This is a genomic window from Pseudomonas putida NBRC 14164, from assembly GCF_000412675.1.
In the GTDB taxonomy this organism is placed as follows: Bacteria; Pseudomonadota; Gammaproteobacteria; order Pseudomonadales; family Pseudomonadaceae; genus Aquipseudomonas; species Aquipseudomonas putida.
Window position 1 is genome coordinate 4721177 of record NC_021505.1, and the last position, 16601, is coordinate 4737777.

Annotated in this window: 12 protein-coding genes; all 12 read right to left on the minus strand. The window is 62.1% G+C overall.

Annotated elements, in window-relative coordinates:
• Position 1: 1 nt before the first annotated feature.
• A complete protein-coding gene (locus PP4_RS20955) occupies positions 2 to 1630 on the minus strand; it encodes a CTP synthase (protein ID WP_016501153.1) in 1629 nt (542 codons plus the stop codon).
• Positions 1631 to 1899: 269 nt separating this feature from the next.
• Positions 1900 to 3183: a tRNA lysidine(34) synthetase TilS gene (gene tilS / locus PP4_RS20960; RefSeq protein ID WP_016501154.1), complete on the minus strand. Its 1284-nt coding sequence runs from the start codon at positions 3181 to 3183 to the stop codon at positions 1900 to 1902.
• A gap of 134 nt (positions 3184 to 3317) precedes the next feature.
• Entirely contained in the window at positions 3318 to 4265 is a 948-nt protein-coding gene (gene accA / locus PP4_RS20965) for an acetyl-CoA carboxylase carboxyl transferase subunit alpha (protein WP_016501155.1), read from the minus strand.
• Between the two features lie 107 nt (positions 4266 to 4372).
• On the minus strand, positions 4373 to 7897 hold the full coding sequence (gene dnaE, locus PP4_RS20970; RefSeq protein ID WP_016501156.1) for a DNA polymerase III subunit alpha: 3525 nt from the start codon (positions 7895 to 7897) through the stop codon (positions 4373 to 4375).
• Between the two features lie 210 nt (positions 7898 to 8107).
• Entirely contained in the window at positions 8108 to 8731 is a 624-nt protein-coding gene (gene rnhB / locus PP4_RS20975; RefSeq protein ID WP_016501157.1) for a ribonuclease HII, read from the minus strand.
• 1 nt (position 8732) lies between these two features.
• Positions 8733 to 9860: a lipid-A-disaccharide synthase gene (lpxB, locus tag PP4_RS20980; protein WP_041167850.1), complete on the minus strand. Its 1128-nt coding sequence runs from the start codon at positions 9858 to 9860 to the stop codon at positions 8733 to 8735.
• Position 9861: 1 nt separating this feature from the next.
• Positions 9862 to 10638 (minus strand): acyl-ACP--UDP-N-acetylglucosamine O-acyltransferase, encoded by a 777-nt coding sequence (gene lpxA / locus PP4_RS20985; protein WP_016501159.1) that lies wholly within the window; start codon positions 10636 to 10638, stop codon positions 9862 to 9864.
• Positions 10635 to 11075, minus strand: coding sequence for a 3-hydroxyacyl-ACP dehydratase FabZ (fabZ, locus tag PP4_RS20990; RefSeq protein ID WP_008094893.1), 441 nt, complete (start codon positions 11073 to 11075; stop codon positions 10635 to 10637). The genes lpxA and fabZ overlap by 4 nt, the downstream gene beginning before the upstream one ends.
• Before the next feature lie 114 nt (positions 11076 to 11189).
• The gene (gene lpxD / locus PP4_RS20995) at positions 11190 to 12245 is read right to left on the minus strand and encodes a UDP-3-O-(3-hydroxymyristoyl)glucosamine N-acyltransferase (protein ID WP_041167851.1); all 1056 of its coding nucleotides are present in this window, start codon (positions 12243 to 12245) and stop codon (positions 11190 to 11192) included.
• A gap of 1 nt (position 12246) precedes the next feature.
• A complete protein-coding gene (locus PP4_RS21000; protein WP_012270843.1) occupies positions 12247 to 12750 on the minus strand; it encodes an OmpH family outer membrane protein in 504 nt (167 codons plus the stop codon).
• Between the two features lie 44 nt (positions 12751 to 12794).
• Complete coding sequence (bamA, locus tag PP4_RS21005; protein WP_016501161.1) at positions 12795 to 15158, minus strand: outer membrane protein assembly factor BamA; 2364 nt, start codon at positions 15156 to 15158, stop codon at positions 12795 to 12797.
• 73 nt (positions 15159 to 15231) lie between these two features.
• Positions 15232 to 16584, minus strand: a complete 1353-nt coding sequence (gene rseP, locus PP4_RS21010; RefSeq protein WP_016501162.1) for an RIP metalloprotease RseP — start codon at positions 16582 to 16584, stop codon at positions 15232 to 15234.
• Between the last annotated feature and the right edge of the window lie 17 nt (positions 16585 to 16601).

Sequence of the window (16601 nt, forward strand, 5' to 3'; positions counted from 1 at the left end):
ATCAGGCCTTGTTCTTCTGAGCCAGGGCTGCCTTGACGAAACCACTGAACAGCGGGTGGCCGTCACGCGGGGTGGAGGTGAATTCCGGGTGGAACTGGCAGGCGACGAACCATGGGTGGTCCTTGGACTCGACCACTTCCACCAGCGCGCCGTCTTCGGAACGGCCGGAAACCACCAGGCCGGCGTCGACCAGTTGCGGCAGCAGGTTGTTGTTCACTTCGTAGCGGTGACGGTGACGCTCGGTGATCACGTCCTTGTTGTAGCAGTCGTGCACCTTGGAACCGGCAGCCAGCTGGCAGTCCTGTGCGCCCAGGCGCATGGTGCCGCCCAGGTCGGAAGCCTCGGTACGGGTCTCGACGGCACCGGTGGCATCAGCCCACTCGGTGATCAGGCCGACGACCGGGTGGCCGCTGTTGCGGTCGAACTCGGTGGAGTTGGCGTCTTTCCAGCCCATCACGTTACGGGCGAACTCGATCACGGCCACCTGCATGCCCAGGCAGATGCCCAGGTACGGTACCTTGTTCTCACGGGCGTATTGCACCGCGGTGATCTTGCCTTCCACGCCGCGCAGGCCGAAACCGCCCGGCACCAGAATGGCGTCGGCGCCTTCGAGCAGGCTGGTGCCCTGGTTCTCGATGTCTTCCGAGTCGATGTAGCGCAGGTTGACCTTGGTGCGGTTGGTGATGCCGGCGTGGCTCATCGCTTCGATCAGCGACTTGTACGCATCCAGCAGCTCCATGTACTTGCCGACCATGGCGATGGTCACTTCGTGCTCAGGGTTGAGCTTGGCATCGACCACCTTGTCCCACTCGGACAGGTCGGCGCCATTGCACTGCAGGCCGAAACGCTCGACGACGAAGTCGTCCAGGCCCTGTGCGTGCAGCACGCCCGGGATCTTGTAGATGGTGTCGACGTCTTCCAGCGAAATCACCGCACGCTCTTCAACGTTGGTGAACAGCGCGATCTTGCGACGCGACGAAGCATCGACCGGGTGGTCGGAGCGGCAGATCAGCACGTCAGGCTGCAGGCCGATGGAGCGCAGCTCCTTGACCGAGTGCTGGGTCGGCTTGGTCTTGGTTTCGCCAGCGGTGGCGATGTACGGGACCAGGGTCAGGTGCATCAGCATGGCGCGCTTGGAGCCCACTTCGACGCGCAGCTGGCGAATGGCCTCGAGGAACGGCTGCGACTCGATGTCACCCACGGTACCGCCGATTTCCACCAGGGCCACGTCGGCATCGCCGGCGCCCTTGATGATGCGACGCTTGATCTCGTCGGTGATGTGCGGGATGACCTGGATGGTCGCGCCCAGGTAGTCACCACGACGCTCTTTACGCAGCACATGCTCGTAAATGCGACCAGTGGTGAAGTTGTTGTTCTGGGTCATGGTGGTGCGGATGAACCGCTCGTAGTGGCCCAGGTCGAGGTCAGTCTCGGCGCCATCGTGGGTGACGAACACTTCACCGTGCTGGAACGGGCTCATGGTGCCCGGATCGACGTTGATGTACGGATCCAGCTTGAGCATGGTGACCTTCAGGCCCCGCGCTTCCAGGATGGCCGCCAGGGAAGCCGAGGCAATGCCTTTCCCCAATGAAGAAACAACACCGCCCGTGACGAATATGTAGCGCGTCATGAAAAACCCTAGAAGTCTGCGTTAAGGCGGCCAGCGCCGCCGGAGAAAGCGAAGGAAGGCCGAAGCCCCCGATCACCTGCGTCAGTCACAGTGCATCTCGAAAAACTGTCGCGTCTGTACAGACCAGGGGTATCCCCGGCATGGAGCTCGCTCGTCATTTTCAGAATCAGCCCAGCAAAAAACTGCTTGGTAACCGGCAACCCCTGTGTTTTCGCGGAAGCCACAGAAGTTGTATCAAGAAGGGAGGGTAGTCTACCGGAATGTACCCTTCATCTCAAACCTTGCGCGCTCGTCGGCAACTGCCAATGCAGCTGGCAATCCGCCTGCACCAGCCCGGGCAGGCTGGCCACCGCCAGCAGGCGCTCGCCCTGGTACAGCAACGGCAGGCGCGGACGCAGGAAATACGGTACCCGCTGCTCATTGAGCAGACGCTTGAGATCGCGCCGGCCGCGGCCGGGAACCTCCAGCATTTCGCCGCCCTGCCGGTAGGCAATGCGCAGACCAGCCATTGGCACGGCGACATCAAGACGCACCCTGCCGTTACCTGGCAGTACCAGGGGCAACGTTGAATTCGGCCAGGCCATTTCTCCGACAGGCTGTTGCAGCCAGTCGCCGCTCAGCCACCAGATTCGGCCATCGCTACGCAGCAGCAGCCCATCGGCAAGCCGCCAGACCGGCCGGGCATCGGCGGCAGCATCGCGCAGGTCTGCCCAGCCGGCCCAATGCCGGGTGTCGGGCAAACGGGTGCGCCGGCTCAGCCAGTATTGCAAGGCATTGCGCTGACGGGCTGGCGACAGCGCCATGAGCGTGCCCAGGTCAAGGGAGTCCAGGCCCGACCAGGCGACGGACGACCCCTCCTGCGCAGTCGCCAGGTCGCCCCGGGCCAGTTCATCCAGCAGGCCTAGGGCTTCACCTAGGTGCTCTGCGGCGCGCGCGAGATTCTGGCTGGCCTGTGGCCAACGTTGTTGCAACTGCGGGAACACTTCGCCGCGCAGGTAGTTGCGGGCAAATTGTGTGTCGGCGTTCGACGGGTCTTCAATCCAGGCAAGCCCGTTCGCCTTGGCATAGTCATGCAGTTGCTGGCGTGAACAACCCAGCAACGGCCTGACCAGGGTGCCCTGCCCTAGCGCCCGCTGCCCGGGCATCGCCGCCAGGCCACGCAACCCGGCGCCGCGCAACAGGCGGAACAACAGGGTTTCGGCCTGGTCATCGCGGTGCTGCCCGGTGAACAGAATGTCGCCAGGGCCGAGGGACTGTTTGAAAGCGGCATAGCGAGCGTCGCGGGCCCCCTGCTCGAGGCTGGCGCCGGGAGTGACCTGGACGTGAATGACCTGAAGTTCGATGCCAAGGTTGTCGCAGATGGCTTGGCAGTGGGCAGGCCAGGCGTCGGCCGCGGCTTGCAGGCCGTGGTGGATATGGATGGCACGCAGCGGGGGGGAAGCGTGGTTGCGGGCGTGAGTGGCCAGCAGGTGCAGGAGCACGGTGGAGTCGAGGCCGCCGGAGAAGGCTATGCACCAGGTGGGGGCTTGCAGCCAGGGGGTGAGGTTGATCATGAGGGCCTCACATGGCTTGAGATTGCCGGGGGTGCTTTGCCCCCCCTTTCGCCGGCAAGCCAGGCTCCCACAGTGAGCCTGGTGGGAGCCTGGCTTGCCGGGCGAATGGGCCGCAGAGCGGCCCCGGTGGTATGTCAGAGGCCGTAGCTCATCAGGCGCTCGTAACGGCGAGCCAGCAGCGCGTCGTTATCGAACTTGCCGAGCATGTCCAGCTGTTCGATCAGGTCAGCACGGATGCTTTCCGACACTTTCACCGGGTCACGATGGGCGCCGCCCAACGGTTCCTGGATGACCTTGTCGACGATGTTCAGGCTCTTCAGGCGCTCGGCAGTGATGCCCATGGCCTCAGCGGCATCGGCCGCCTTGTCGGCAGTCTTCCACAGGATCGACGCGCAGCCTTCCGGCGAGATCACCGAGTAGGTGGAGTATTGCAGCATGTTCAGCTGGTCGCACACGCCGATGGCCAGTGCACCGCCAGAACCACCCTCACCGATCACGGTAGCAATGATCGGGGTTTTCAGGCGCGCCATCACGCGCAGGTTCCAGGCGATTGCCTCGCTCTGGTTGCGCTCTTCGGCATCGATACCCGGGTAGGCACCCGGGGTGTCGATGAAGGTCAGGATCGGCATCTTGAAGCGCTCGGCCATTTCCATCAGGCGGCAAGCCTTGCGGTAGCCTTCAGGGCGCGGCATACCGAAATTGCGGCGTACCTTCTCGCGCACTTCACGGCCCTTCTGGTGGCCGATGACCATGACCGGCTTGCCATCCAGGCGCGCGGTACCACCGACGATGGCGGCGTCGTCGGAGAAGTGGCGGTCACCGTGCAGCTCTTCGAACTCGGTGAAGATGTGCTCCAGGTAGTCCAGTGTGTAAGGACGACGCGGGTGACGTGCCAGGCGGGCGATCTGCCAGCTGGTCAGGTTGCCGAAGATGCTTTCGGTCAGTGTGTTGCTCTTGTCTTGCAGACGGGCAATTTCATCGCTGATGTTCAGCGAGTTGTCGTTACCTACCAGGCGCAGGCCTTCGATCTTGGCTTGCAGGTCGGCAATCGGCTGTTCGAAATCGAGAAAATTCGGGTTCATAGTCATCCGTCTTGGGTCTACGGCCAGGCGGCCGGCCGGTTGATCCGTTTGGCGCCCTACCTTAAGGGATCAGGCGCATTCAGGTCGAGATTAAATTTTTAGTCGATTCAACGATATTGCAGGAAGACGTTCTCACGCCCGAACTGGTCACGCAGCGCCTGAATCAGCCCATCGGCCGGGTCGATCGACCACTGCTCACCGAACTGCAGCATGGCCTTGGCGTCGCTGCCGGTGTACTCCAGGGTGATCGGGCAAGCACCGCGATGGCGGGTGATCAGTTCGCCCAGCCACTTCAACCGGTCGCCCTTGAGCGCCTCGTGTGCCACCTTCAGGCGCAGGCTCTCGGCCAGCTTGGTGCGCGCGTCTTCCATGGTCATCACCTGCTTCACCCGCAGGCGCAGGCCGCCGGAGAAGTCGTCGTTGCTGACCTCGCCTTCGACGACCACCATCGCATCGGCCTGCAGCAAGGACTGTGCCGCCATGAAAGAATCGGCGAACAGCGAAGCCTCGATGCGCCCGGAGCGGTCATCCAGGGTGACGAAGCCCATCTTGTCGCCCTTCTTGTTCTTCATTACCCGCAGGGCAATGATCATGCCGGCGATAGTCTGGGTTTCGCGCGACGGCTTGAGGTCGATGATGCGCTGGCGGGCGAAGCGGCGGATCTCGGCCTCGTACTCATCGATCGGGTGACCGGTGAGGTACAGGCCAAGGGTGTCCTTCTCGCCCTTCAGGCGCTCCTTGAGGGTCAGCTCGCGCACCTTGCGGTGGTTGGCATAGACGTCGACTTCCACCTCGTCGAACATGCTGCCGAACAGGTCGACATGGCCGCTGTCAGCGGTGTGAGCCGCCTGCTCTGCAGCCTTGATGGCCTCACCCAGTGCCGAGAGCAAGGTTGCACGGTTGATGTCGATGTTGGCCTGGTAGGCCTTGATCTCATCATGGAAGTGCGGGCCAAGACGGTCCAGTGCGCCACTGCGCACCAGCGCATCCAGGGTGCGCTTGTTGACCCGCTTGAGATCGATGCGCTCACAGAAGTCGAACAGGTCCTTGAACGGCCCGCCCTGGGCACGCGCCTCCACGATCGCTTCCACCGGGCCTTCGCCGACACCCTTGATGGCGCCCAGGCCATAGACGATACGGCCATCGTTGTTGACGGTGAACTTGAAGTCGGAGAAATTCACATCCGGCGCGTCGAGGCGCAGCTTCATGCTGCGCACCTCCTCGACCAGCACCACCACCTTGTCGGTGTTGTGCATGTCCGCCGACAGCACGGCAGCCATGAACGGCGCCGGGAAGTGGGTTTTCAGCCAGGCGGTCTGGTAGGACACCAGGCCATAGGCGGCGGAGTGGGATTTGTTGAAGCCATAACCCGCAAACTTTTCCACCAGGTCAAAGATGTTACCGGCCAGGTCGGCATCGATGCCGTTGTTGGCGCAACCTTCGATGAAGCCACCACGCTGCTTGGCCATTTCCTCGGGTTTTTTCTTACCCATGGCACGGCGCAGCATGTCTGCACCACCGAGGGTGTAGCCTGCCATCACCTGGGCGATCTGCATCACCTGTTCCTGGTACAGGATGATGCCATAGGTAGGCGCCAGCACCGGCTGCAGGCCGTCATACTGGTAATCGGGGTGCGGGTAGGCCAGCTCGGCCCGGCCGTGCTTGCGGTTGATGAAGTCGTCCACCATGCCCGACTGCAGCGGGCCCGGGCGGAACAGCGCTACCAGTGCGATAAGGTCTTCGAGGCAGTCGGGCTTGAGCTTCTTGATCAGCTCCTTCATGCCACGGGATTCAAGCTGGAACACCGCAGTGGTTTCGGCTTTTTGCAGCAGCTCGTAAGTCTTGCGGTCATCCAGCGGGATGAAGTCGATGTTGAGATCTGGCAGGTTTTTCTTGGCCTGCTCGCGGTTGATGATCTCCATCGCCCACTTGATGATGGTCAGGGTCCGCAGGCCGAGGAAGTCGAACTTGACCAGGCCGGCGGCCTCGACGTCGTCCTTGTCGAACTGGGTTACCAGGCCGCCGCCCTCTTCGTCACAGGCGATCGGCGAAAAATCGGTGAGCTTGGTCGGCGCGATAACCACACCACCGGCGTGCTTGCCGGTACCCCGGGTGACGCCTTCCAGCTTCAGCGCCATGTCCCAGATTTCGCGGGCATCCTCGTCGCCCTTGAGGAAGTCGCGCAGGATTTCTTCCTGCTCGTAGGCCTTCTCCAGGGTCATGCCCACTTCGAACGGGATCATCTTCGACAGGCGGTCGGCCAGCCCGTAGGACTTGCCCTGCACCCGCGCCACGTCTCGCACTACCGCCTTGGCGGCCATGGTACCAAAGGTGATGATCTGGCTGACCGCATTGCGCCCGTAGGCATCGGCCACGTATTCGATCACCCGATCCCGGCCATCCATGCAGAAGTCGACGTCGAAGTCGGGCATGGAAACCCGTTCAGGGTTGAGGAAGCGCTCGAACAGCAAGTCGTAGGCCAGCGGGTCGAGGTCGGTAATCTTCAGCACGTAGGCCACCAGCGAGCCCGCACCCGAACCACGGCCAGGTCCGACCGGCACGCCGTTGTTTTTGGCCCACTTGATGAAGTCCATCACGATCAGGAAGTAACCGGGGAAGCCCATCTGGATGATGATATCCAGCTCGAACTTCAGGCGGTCCAGGTAGACCTGGCGCTTCTCTTCGTAATTGGGTGTGGTGTCTTTCGGCCACAACACCGCCAGGCGCTCTTCCAGGCCTTCGTGGGACACAAGCCGCAGGTAGTCGTCGATGCCCATGCCGTTCGGCGTGGGGAAGTCGGGCAGGAAGTGCTTGCCCAGCTGCACCTGGATGTTGCAGCGCTTGGCAATCTCGACGGTGTTGGCGATGGCGTCGGGCAGGTCGCTGAACAGCTCGGCCATTTCCTCGGACGACTTCAGGTACTGCTGGTCACTGTAGCCACGCGGGCGGCGCGGGTCGTCAAGGGTCCAGCCCTCGCCAATGCAAACGCGGGTTTCGTGGGCGTCGAAGTCCGCCTGCTTGATGAAACGCACGTCGTTGGTGGCCACCAGCGGGGCGCCAAGCTTGTCGGCCAGGGCCACCGCCGCGTGCACGTATTCTTCATCGCGGGCGCGGTTGGTGCGCTGCACTTCAACGTAGAAGCGCTCGGGGAACATGCCCATCCAGTCTTGCAGCAGGGCCTGGGCTTCTTCATCCCGGCCGGACAACAAGGCCATGCCGATATCGCCCTCCTTGCCCGCTGACAGGGCAATCAGGCCCTCGCTGGCGGGGGCGATCCATTCACGCTGGAGGATGACCAACCCGTTACGCTGGCCATCGGTCCAGCCGCGCGAGATCAGCTCGGTGAGGTTGCGATAGCCCTTGGCGTCCATGGCCAGGAAGCAGATGCGCGACAGCGGCGCCTCCGGATCGGCACCGGCCAGCCACAGGTCGGCACCACAGATCGGCTTGATGCCCGCACCCATGGCAGTCTTGTAGAACTTCACCAGCGAGCACATGTTGCTCTGGTCGGTGATCGCCACCGCCGGCATGTTCATCCCGGCCAGCGCCTTGGCCAGCGGCTTGATCCGCACCAGGCCGTCTACCAGCGAGAATTCGGAGTGGACGCGCAGGTGAACGAAGGGAACCGACATGGAAGATCCTGTAGCAGTGCTTAACGACAAGGGCGGGATTGTAGCTTAAATGGGGAAGAGATTTGGGGCTGCTTGCACCCTCCCTGTAGGAGCAGCCTGGTGCTGCGAAAGGGCCAGTACAGGCACAGCAACTTCATTTACCTGACTGGCGCTTTCGCAGCACAAGGCTGCTCCTACAAGAGCGAAAGGGCCGCGAAGGGCCCTGGCAGGTCAGATAAGGGAATCGGTAACGCCATCGCGTGCTTCCCAGGCCGCACGCACCGGGGCAAAGGAACGCCGATGGATGGGCGTAGGCCCCAGGCGCGCGAGCGCTTCAAGGTGCACCGGGGTCGGGTAACCTTTGTGCCCACCCATGCCATACCCTGGGTAGATCAGCTCGAACGCGCTCATCTCACGGTCACGGGTTACCTTGGCCAGGATCGAGGCAGCTGCAATAGCCGGCACCTGGCTATCGCCTTTGATCACCGGCGACGCCGGCACGGCCAGCTTCGGGCAGCGGTTGCCATCGATCAGGGCCAGCTTCGGCGTAATGTGCAGGCCCTCCACCGCACGCTGCATGGCCAGCATCGTGGCCTGCAGGATGTTCAGGCGGTCGATTTCGTCGACCTCGGCGCGGGCGATGCAAAAGCTCAAGGCCTTTTCACAGATCTCGTCGAACAACGCCTCGCGCTTGGCTTCGGTGAGTTTCTTCGAATCGTTCAGGCCGAGGATCGGGCGCGCCGGATCAAGGATCACCGCCGCCGTCACCACCGCACCGCACAGTGGCCCGCGGCCCACTTCGTCGACGCCGGCGACCAGGTCTTCGACCAGGTTGAAGTCCAGTCCAATTTGCATGTCAGCGGTCCTTGAGCAAGGCCAGTACCGCCTCGGCCGCCTGGTTGGAGGCGTCACGGCGAAGGGTGCGGTGAATTTCGTCGAAACGTTCGGTCTGCTGGCTGCCATCGCGCACCAGCGGCGCAAGGGTGTTGGCCAAGGCTTCGCTGGTGGCGGCGTCCTGCAACAATTCGGGCACCAGCTCACGCTGGGCGAGCAGGTTTGGCAGGGACACGTAAGGGCTCTTCACCAGGCGCTTGAGGATCCAGTAGGTCAAGGGCGCAAGGCGGTAGGCCACCACCATTGGCCGCTTGTACAGCAGCGCTTCGAGGGTGGCTGTGCCCGAGGCGATCAGTACTGCATCACAGGCCGCCAGGGCCTGGTGCGACTGGCCATCGAGCAGGGTCAGTGGCAGTTGGCGCCCTTCAAGCATCTGTTCGACCTGGGCACGCCGCGCGGCGTTGGCGCAGGGCAGCACGAAGTGCACGCCTGGCACTTGCTGCTGCAGGCGCTCGGCGGCGTCGAGGAACAACGCCCCCAGGCGCCCTACCTCGCCACCACGGCTGCCAGGCATCAGTGCAACCACCGGCCCCTCACCCAGGCCCAGCGCAGCACGTGCTGCCGGGCGGTCGGTTTCAAGCGGAATGGTGTCGGCCAGCGGGTGACCGACAAAGCGCACCGGCACCCCCTGCTCTTCATAGAACCGCGCCTCGAACGGCAGCAGCGTCAGCATCAGGTCGCAGCCTTCGCGAATCTTCAGTACGCGCTTCTGCCGCCAGGCCCAGACCGACGGGCTGACGTAGTGCACGGTCTTGATTCCGACCTGGCGCAGCTTGAGTTCAATGTTGAGGGTGAAGTCGGGGGCGTCGATGCCGATGAAGACATCCGGCTTTTCGTCGATCAGTGTCTGGATCAGCAGCTTGCGGCGTTTGAGCAGCTCGCGAAGGCGCCCCAGCACTTCGACCAGCCCCATGACCGCCAGGCGCTCCATGGGGAAATATGATTGCAGGCCTTCGGCTTCCATCAACGGGCCGCCAACGCCAATGAAACGTACGTCGGGGTGGCGTGCCTTGAGGGCACGCATCAAGCCTGAACCAAGAATATCGCCGCTGGCCTCACCTGCGACCAAGGCTACGCAAAGCGGGGCCATGTCAGCGGGTGATGCCGCGGGCGGAATTCACGATCGACTGACGGAACAGTTCGACCTCAGGGTGTTTCGCGGCCATTTCGGCCAGCTCCTTGAGCGCGTCTTCGACGGTCAGGCCCTGACGATAGACAATCTTGTAGCAACGGCGCAGCACGTGGATCACCTCGTCGCTGAAACCGCGGCGGCGCATGCCCTCGAAGTTCATGCTGCGGGCTTCGGCCGGGCTGCCGAACACGGTGACGAAGGCCGGGACGTCCTTGCCGATAGCCGTGCCCATGCCGGAAAACGCGTGGGCACCGATATGGCAGTACTGATGCACCAGGGTATAGCCGGACAGGATCGCCCAGTCGCCTACGTGCACATGGCCGGCCAGGGCCGTGTTGTTGACCAGGATGCAGTGGTTGCCAATGACGCTGTCGTGGCCGATGTGGGCATAGGCCATGATCAGGTTGTGGTCGCCCACGGTGGTTTCCGCACGGTCCTGGACGGTGCCGCGGTGGATGGTCACCCCTTCGCGGAACACATTGTGATCGCCGATCACCAGGCGCGTCGGTTCACCCTTGTACTTGAGGTCCGGGGTATCTTCGCCAATCGAGGAAAACTGAAAGATACGGTTGTGCTTGCCGATGCGAGTCGGCCCTTTGAGCACAACATGCGGGCCGATAACGGTACCCTCCCCGATTTCCACATCGGGGCCAACGATCGACCAAGGGCCGACCTCGACACCATCGGCCAGCTTGGCCGACGGGTCGATAATGGCCCGAGGATCAATCGAATTCATAGGGAGCGTTCCGCGCATGTGATCTGTGCCGAGCAAACCGGTTTGCCGTCGACCAGGGCGCGGCATTCAAACTTCCAGATCATGCTCTTGCGGCTGAGGAACTTGGCTTCCAGCACCAACTGGTCACCCGGCAGTACCGGCTGACGGAAGCGCAGCTTGTCGGAACCGACGAAGTAGTACAGGGTGCCATCAGCGGGTTTGGCATCGAGCATCTTGAAACCGAGGATGCCGGCCGCCTGGGCCATGGCTTCAATGATCAAAACGCCCGGCATGATCGGGTGCGCCGGGAAATGGCCGTTGAAGAACGGCTCGTTGATGCTGACATTCTTGTAGGCACGAATGCTCTGGGCCTCGAAGTCCAGATCCGTCACCCGGTCCACCAGCAGGAACGGGTAACGGTGAGGCAGGTATTCGCGAATCTCGTTGATGTCCATCATTTCGGGGGGGAAGCCTGTAATAAGAATAGGGAGCGCAGGTGCTGACCACACGCTCCTTTAGCAATCCAAAGAGGAGCCAGCTAGCGACTGTTCACTCTTGCTCAGGGAATGGTATCAGCCTTCTGATGTCGGCAGGCCACCTGAGGTCACGGTATCGACGCGTTTTTCCAGCTGCTGAAGACGCTTGGCCATGTCATCCAGCTGGCGGATCCGCGCAGCGCTCTTGCGCCAGTCAGCCAAAGGCTGCATGGCTGTGCCGGATGAATAGGAACCGGGTTCAGTGATCGAACGGGTTACCATTGTCATCCCTGAAACAAATACGTTATCGCAAATATCAATGTGCCCTACCAGGCCCACGCCCCCGGCCAGCATGCAATGCTTGCCGATGCGCGTACTGCCGGAAATGCCCACACAAGCGGCCATGGCCGTGTGGTCACCGATCTGCACGTTGTGGGCGATCTGGATCTGGTTGTCGAGCTTGACCCCGTCGCCGATCCGCGTGTCGGACAGCGCACCACGGTCGACGGCAGTATTGACGCCGATTTCCACGTCATCACCAATGGTGACGCCGCCGATCTGGGCGATCTTGCGCCAGATACCCTTCTCATTGGCAAAGCCGAAGCCTTCGCCGCCGATCACAGCACCCGACTGGATGACCACGCGCTTGCCGATCACGACGTCGTGATACAACGTCACCCGCGGCGCCAGCCAGCCGCCTTCACCTACAACGCAACGGGCACCGATGAAGCAATGCGCGCCGATGCAGACGTCAGCCTCGATGCGCGCACCGCTTTCGATCACCGCGAACGGCCCGATGCTGGCGCTGGCGTCCACCTGCGCGTCCTCAGCCACCACGGCGCTGGGATGGATTCCCGCCACAGCCTTGGGTTTGGGGTCGAACAAGTGGGAAATACGCGCATACGCCTGGTACGGGTCGGCCACGATCAGGGCATTGCCAGCGAAACTTTCGGCATCCGCAGCCTTGAGCAATACCGCACCCGCCTGGCAGTTATCCAGGTACTTGCGGTACTGCGGGTTGGCGAGGAAGCTCAATTGACCGGGGCCTGCCTCCTGCAAGGTGGCCAGCCCGGTAATCTGCAACGCCTCGGGCCCCTTGAGGGTGGCACCGAGGGCCTCGGCCAGCTGGCCTAGCGTCATGGTCACACTCATATCAACGGGCTTGGTTCATGCGCTCGATGACCTGGCGGGTGATGTCGTACTGAGGTTTGACATCGATGACCGCACCACGCTCGAGGACCAGGTCGAAACCGCCCTTCTTGATCACTTCCTCGACAGCACCATCCAGCTTCGGCTTCAGTTGCTTGAGCATGTCGCGGTCAGCAACGGCTTTGGCTTCGTTCAGTTCCTTGGACTGGAACTGGAAGTCACGGGCCTTTTGCTTGAACTCGAGCTCCAGGCGCTCACGCTCCTGCTGCTGCATCTTGTCGCCGCCCTTGATCAGACGGTCCTGGATGCCCTTGGCGCTGCTTTCGAGGCTTTTCAGCTTGGTCAGTTGCGGACCGAACTTCTTCTCGGCATCGACCGCGTATTTCTTGGCGGCATCCGATTCGAGCAGGGCCATCTGATAGTTCAGCACGGCAACCTTCATTTCGGCGAATGCCGGGGTGGCGACCAGCGCCGCGGCCACTACGGCCAGTTGAGCCAATTTACGCACGATGCACTCCTGGATAAACCGTTGTCATTAAGCAAGGGCCGACCTTAGAAGGTCTGGCCCAGAGAGAATTGGAACACCTGGGTATCGGCATCGTCCGGCTTCTTGACCGGCATTGCCAGGCTGAAGCTCAACGGGCCCAGTGCGGTAATCCAGGTCACACCCAAGCCGACCGAACTGGCCATGCCCGAGAAGCCGACTTTCTCGCAATCAGGCTTGTTGCCGCAATTGGTGTCGAACACGTTACCCACGTCCCAGAACACGGAGGTGCGCAGCGAACGCTGGTCCTTGACGAACGGCAGCGGGAACAGCAACTCGACACCGCCCTGCACCAGCACGTTGCCACCGAACGGCAACGGATCCTGGTCCGGGTCACGGATAGTACCCGGCTTACCGTTGGGATCGTCTGCCCCACGGCTCGGGGTGCTGCGCGGGCCAAGGCTGCTGTCCTTGAAGCCACGGACAGAGTTGAAGCCACCGGCGAAGTAGTTCTCGTAGAACGGCAGGCCCGAGGTGCTGCCATAACCATCACCATAGCCCAGCTCGGTGTGCAGGCGCAGGGTGTAGTCGTTGTTGATCGGCTGGAACAGCTGACCACGGTAGTCGAGCTTGAAGAACGACAGGTCGCTGCCCGGAATGGTGGATTCCAGGGTCAGGCTTTGCGAGTGACCACGGGTGGCCAGCACGCCTTTGTTGAGGGTGGACTCGGACCAGCCGATCGAGGCCTTGAAGTTCAGGAAGTTCTCGCCTTCCTGGTCAAGGAAATCGAAGATCTCGTCAACGGTGTACTTACCGGTCTTGATCTTGTCCTGCTGCACGCTCAGGCCGTAGGTCAGGCGCGAGGTTTCGCTGATCGGGTAGCCAAGGCTGACGCCGGCACCCAGGCTGTCCACCGCATAGCTGGCCACATCGACGTCGAGGTCGTCGTAGTCGGTGCTGCGGTAGAAGGCGTTGTAACCCAGGCTGACGCCATCGGCAGTGAAGTAGGGGTCCACGAAGCCGAAGTTGTAGCGGGTCTGGTATTCCGAACGGGTCAGGCCGATGGACACCTTGTTACCGGTACCCAGGAAGTTGCTCTGGCTGATCGAACCACCGAGGATCAGGCCCGCGCTCTGGGCGAAACCGACGCTGGCGGTGATCGAGCCGGAGGCTTGCTCTTCGACGCTGTAGTTGACGTCGACCTGGTCGTCAGTACCTGGCACCGCCGGGGTCTCGACGTTGACTTCCTTGAAGAAGCCCAGGCGCTCCAGGCGGGTCTTGGACTGGTCGATCAGGTAGGTCGAAGCCCAGCCGCCTTCCATCTGGCGCATTTCGCGACGCAGCACTTCGTCTTCGGTCTTGGTGTTGCCGCGGTAGTTGATGCGGTTGACGTAGGCACGCTTGCCCGGGTCGACCACGAACATGATGTCGACCGTGTGGTCCTGGTCGTTCGGCTGTGGCACGCCGTTGACGTTGGCGAAGGTGTAGCCTTCGTTGCCCAGACGACGGGTGATCAGCTCGGAGGTGGTGGTCATCACCTTGCGCGAGAACACCTGGCCCGGCTGCACCAGCAGCAGCGACTTGACCTGGTCTTCCGGCACTTTCAGGTCACCGGACAGCTTCACGTCGCGAACGGTGTACTTCTCGCCTTCGTTGATGTTGACGGTGATGTAGACGTGTTTCTTGTCTGGCGTGATGGACACCTGGGTGGAGGCGATGTCCATGTTGATGTAGCCGCGGTCCAGGTAGTAGGAACGCAGGCGCTCCAGGTCACCGGACAGTTTTTCGCGGGCATACTTGTCGTCGTTCTTGAAGAACGACAGCCAGTTGGTGGTCTTCAGCTCGAACAGCTGGCCCAGGGTGTCATCATCGAACACGTTGTTGCCAACGATGTTGATGTGCTGGATGGCAGCGACGGTGCCTTCGTTGATCTTGATCTTCAGCGCCACGCGGTTGCGCGGCTGCGGCACGACTTCGGCGTCGACCTCGGCCGAATAGCGGCCCTGGGCCACGTACTGGCGCTGCAGCTCGTTACGCACACCTTCAAGGGTGGCACGCTGGAAGATCTCGCCTTCGGCCAGGCCCGATTGTTTCAGGCCCTTCATCAGGTCTTCGGTGCTGATCGCCTTGTTGCCTTCGATCTCGATGCTCGACACCGACGGGCGCTCGACCACGTTGATGATCAGCACATTGCCATCGCGGTTCAGCTGGATGTCCTGGAAGAACCCGGTCTTGAACAGGGAACGGGTCGAGTCCACCAGGCGGCGGTCATCGGCCTGATCGCCGACGTTCAGCGGCAAGGCACCGAAGACACTGCCAGCGGAAACCCGCTGCAGGCCGTTGACGCGAATATCGGAGATGGTGAAGGACTCGGCGTGAACTTCAGCGATCATCAGTGCGGACATGACCGCAGTTAGCAGCAGACGTTTCATGAAGTCCTTTTATTCCAACTGGCAATAAACAACCTGCCGCGACAACGCGGCAGGTTCGCAATTGAGCGAAGCTTTATAGTCGACCCAGATCGTTGATCAGGGCGAGCAACATCACCCCTATGACCAAACTGATACCGATCTGGACCCCCCAACCTTGCACCCGATCTGACAGCGGACGACCGCGCGCCAACTCGACCAGGTAAAACAGCAAATGCCCCCCATCCAGTACCGGGATGGGCAGCAAGTTAAGAACCCCCAGGCTTATGCTCAGGTAGGCCAGGAAATTCAGGAAATCCCCCACGCCGGACTGGGCTGAAGCGCCCGCCACTTTAGCAATGGTTATCGGTCCACTCAAGTTTTTTACCGAGAGCTCCCCGAACAGCATTTTCTTCAGCGATTCAAGGGTCAGCACGCTCATGTTCCAGGTACGGGACAAGCCCTCACCCACTGCCTCGAGCGGGCCGTAGCTGATTTCGCGGAGCATGCTGGCAGGCCATTCGCCACCTTTTACCCCGGCGCCAAGATAGCCACCGGCAGCCTTGCCCTCACCCTTGCGCGCCAGGGTCACCGGCACTTCCAGGGCAGCGCCGTCGCGCTCCACACGCACGACCACTTTGGCATCCGGGCGGGCACGCACGCTGTCGACGACCTGCTGCCATTCCGTCACCGGCACGCCATCGACGCTCAGCAGCTTGTCGCCTGTCTTGAGGCCAGCAGCGGCAGCCGGCCCCTTCGGATCAATCTCGGCCAGCACCGGCACCATCGCCGGGCGCCAAGGGTGCAGCCCCAAGGACTGGATAGGGTCCGGCTCGTCAGCACCCTTGAGCCAGCTGTCCAGCTTGACCTGCAGCTGGCGCTCGGCTGTGGCGCCTTCGTCGCGCACGCCAACCTGCAATGTGCCGCTTTCGCCCAGGCGACGAACCAGCTGCAGGTTGACCGCCGACCAACCGTTGGTCGGCTTGCCGTCGATAGAAACGATTTCCTGACCTGCGGTCAGCCCGGCCGATGCTGCCAGGCTGCCAGCATCGACCGTACCGATCACGGGACGGACCTGCTGGGTACCCAGCATCGCCAGCACCCAGAAGAACAGGATGGCCAGCAGGAAGTTGGCAATCGGGCCCGCCGCGACAATCGCGATACGCTGGCCCACAGACTTGCGGTTGAACGACTGATCAGCCAGCGCAGGCGGCACATCGCCCTCGCGCTCGTCGAGCATCTTCACGTAGCCGCCCAGCGGAATTGCTGCGACCACAAACTCGGTGCCATGGCGGTCATGCCAGCGCAGCAGCGGCGTGCCGAAGCCCACCGAGAAGCGCAGCACCTTGACGCCGCAGCGGCGTGCCACCCAGAAGTGGCCGAATTCATGGAAAGTGACCAGCACACCCAAAGCCACGAGGGTGCCGATAATCATGTAGAGCGCTGTCATGTCCATCTCCGAATGAT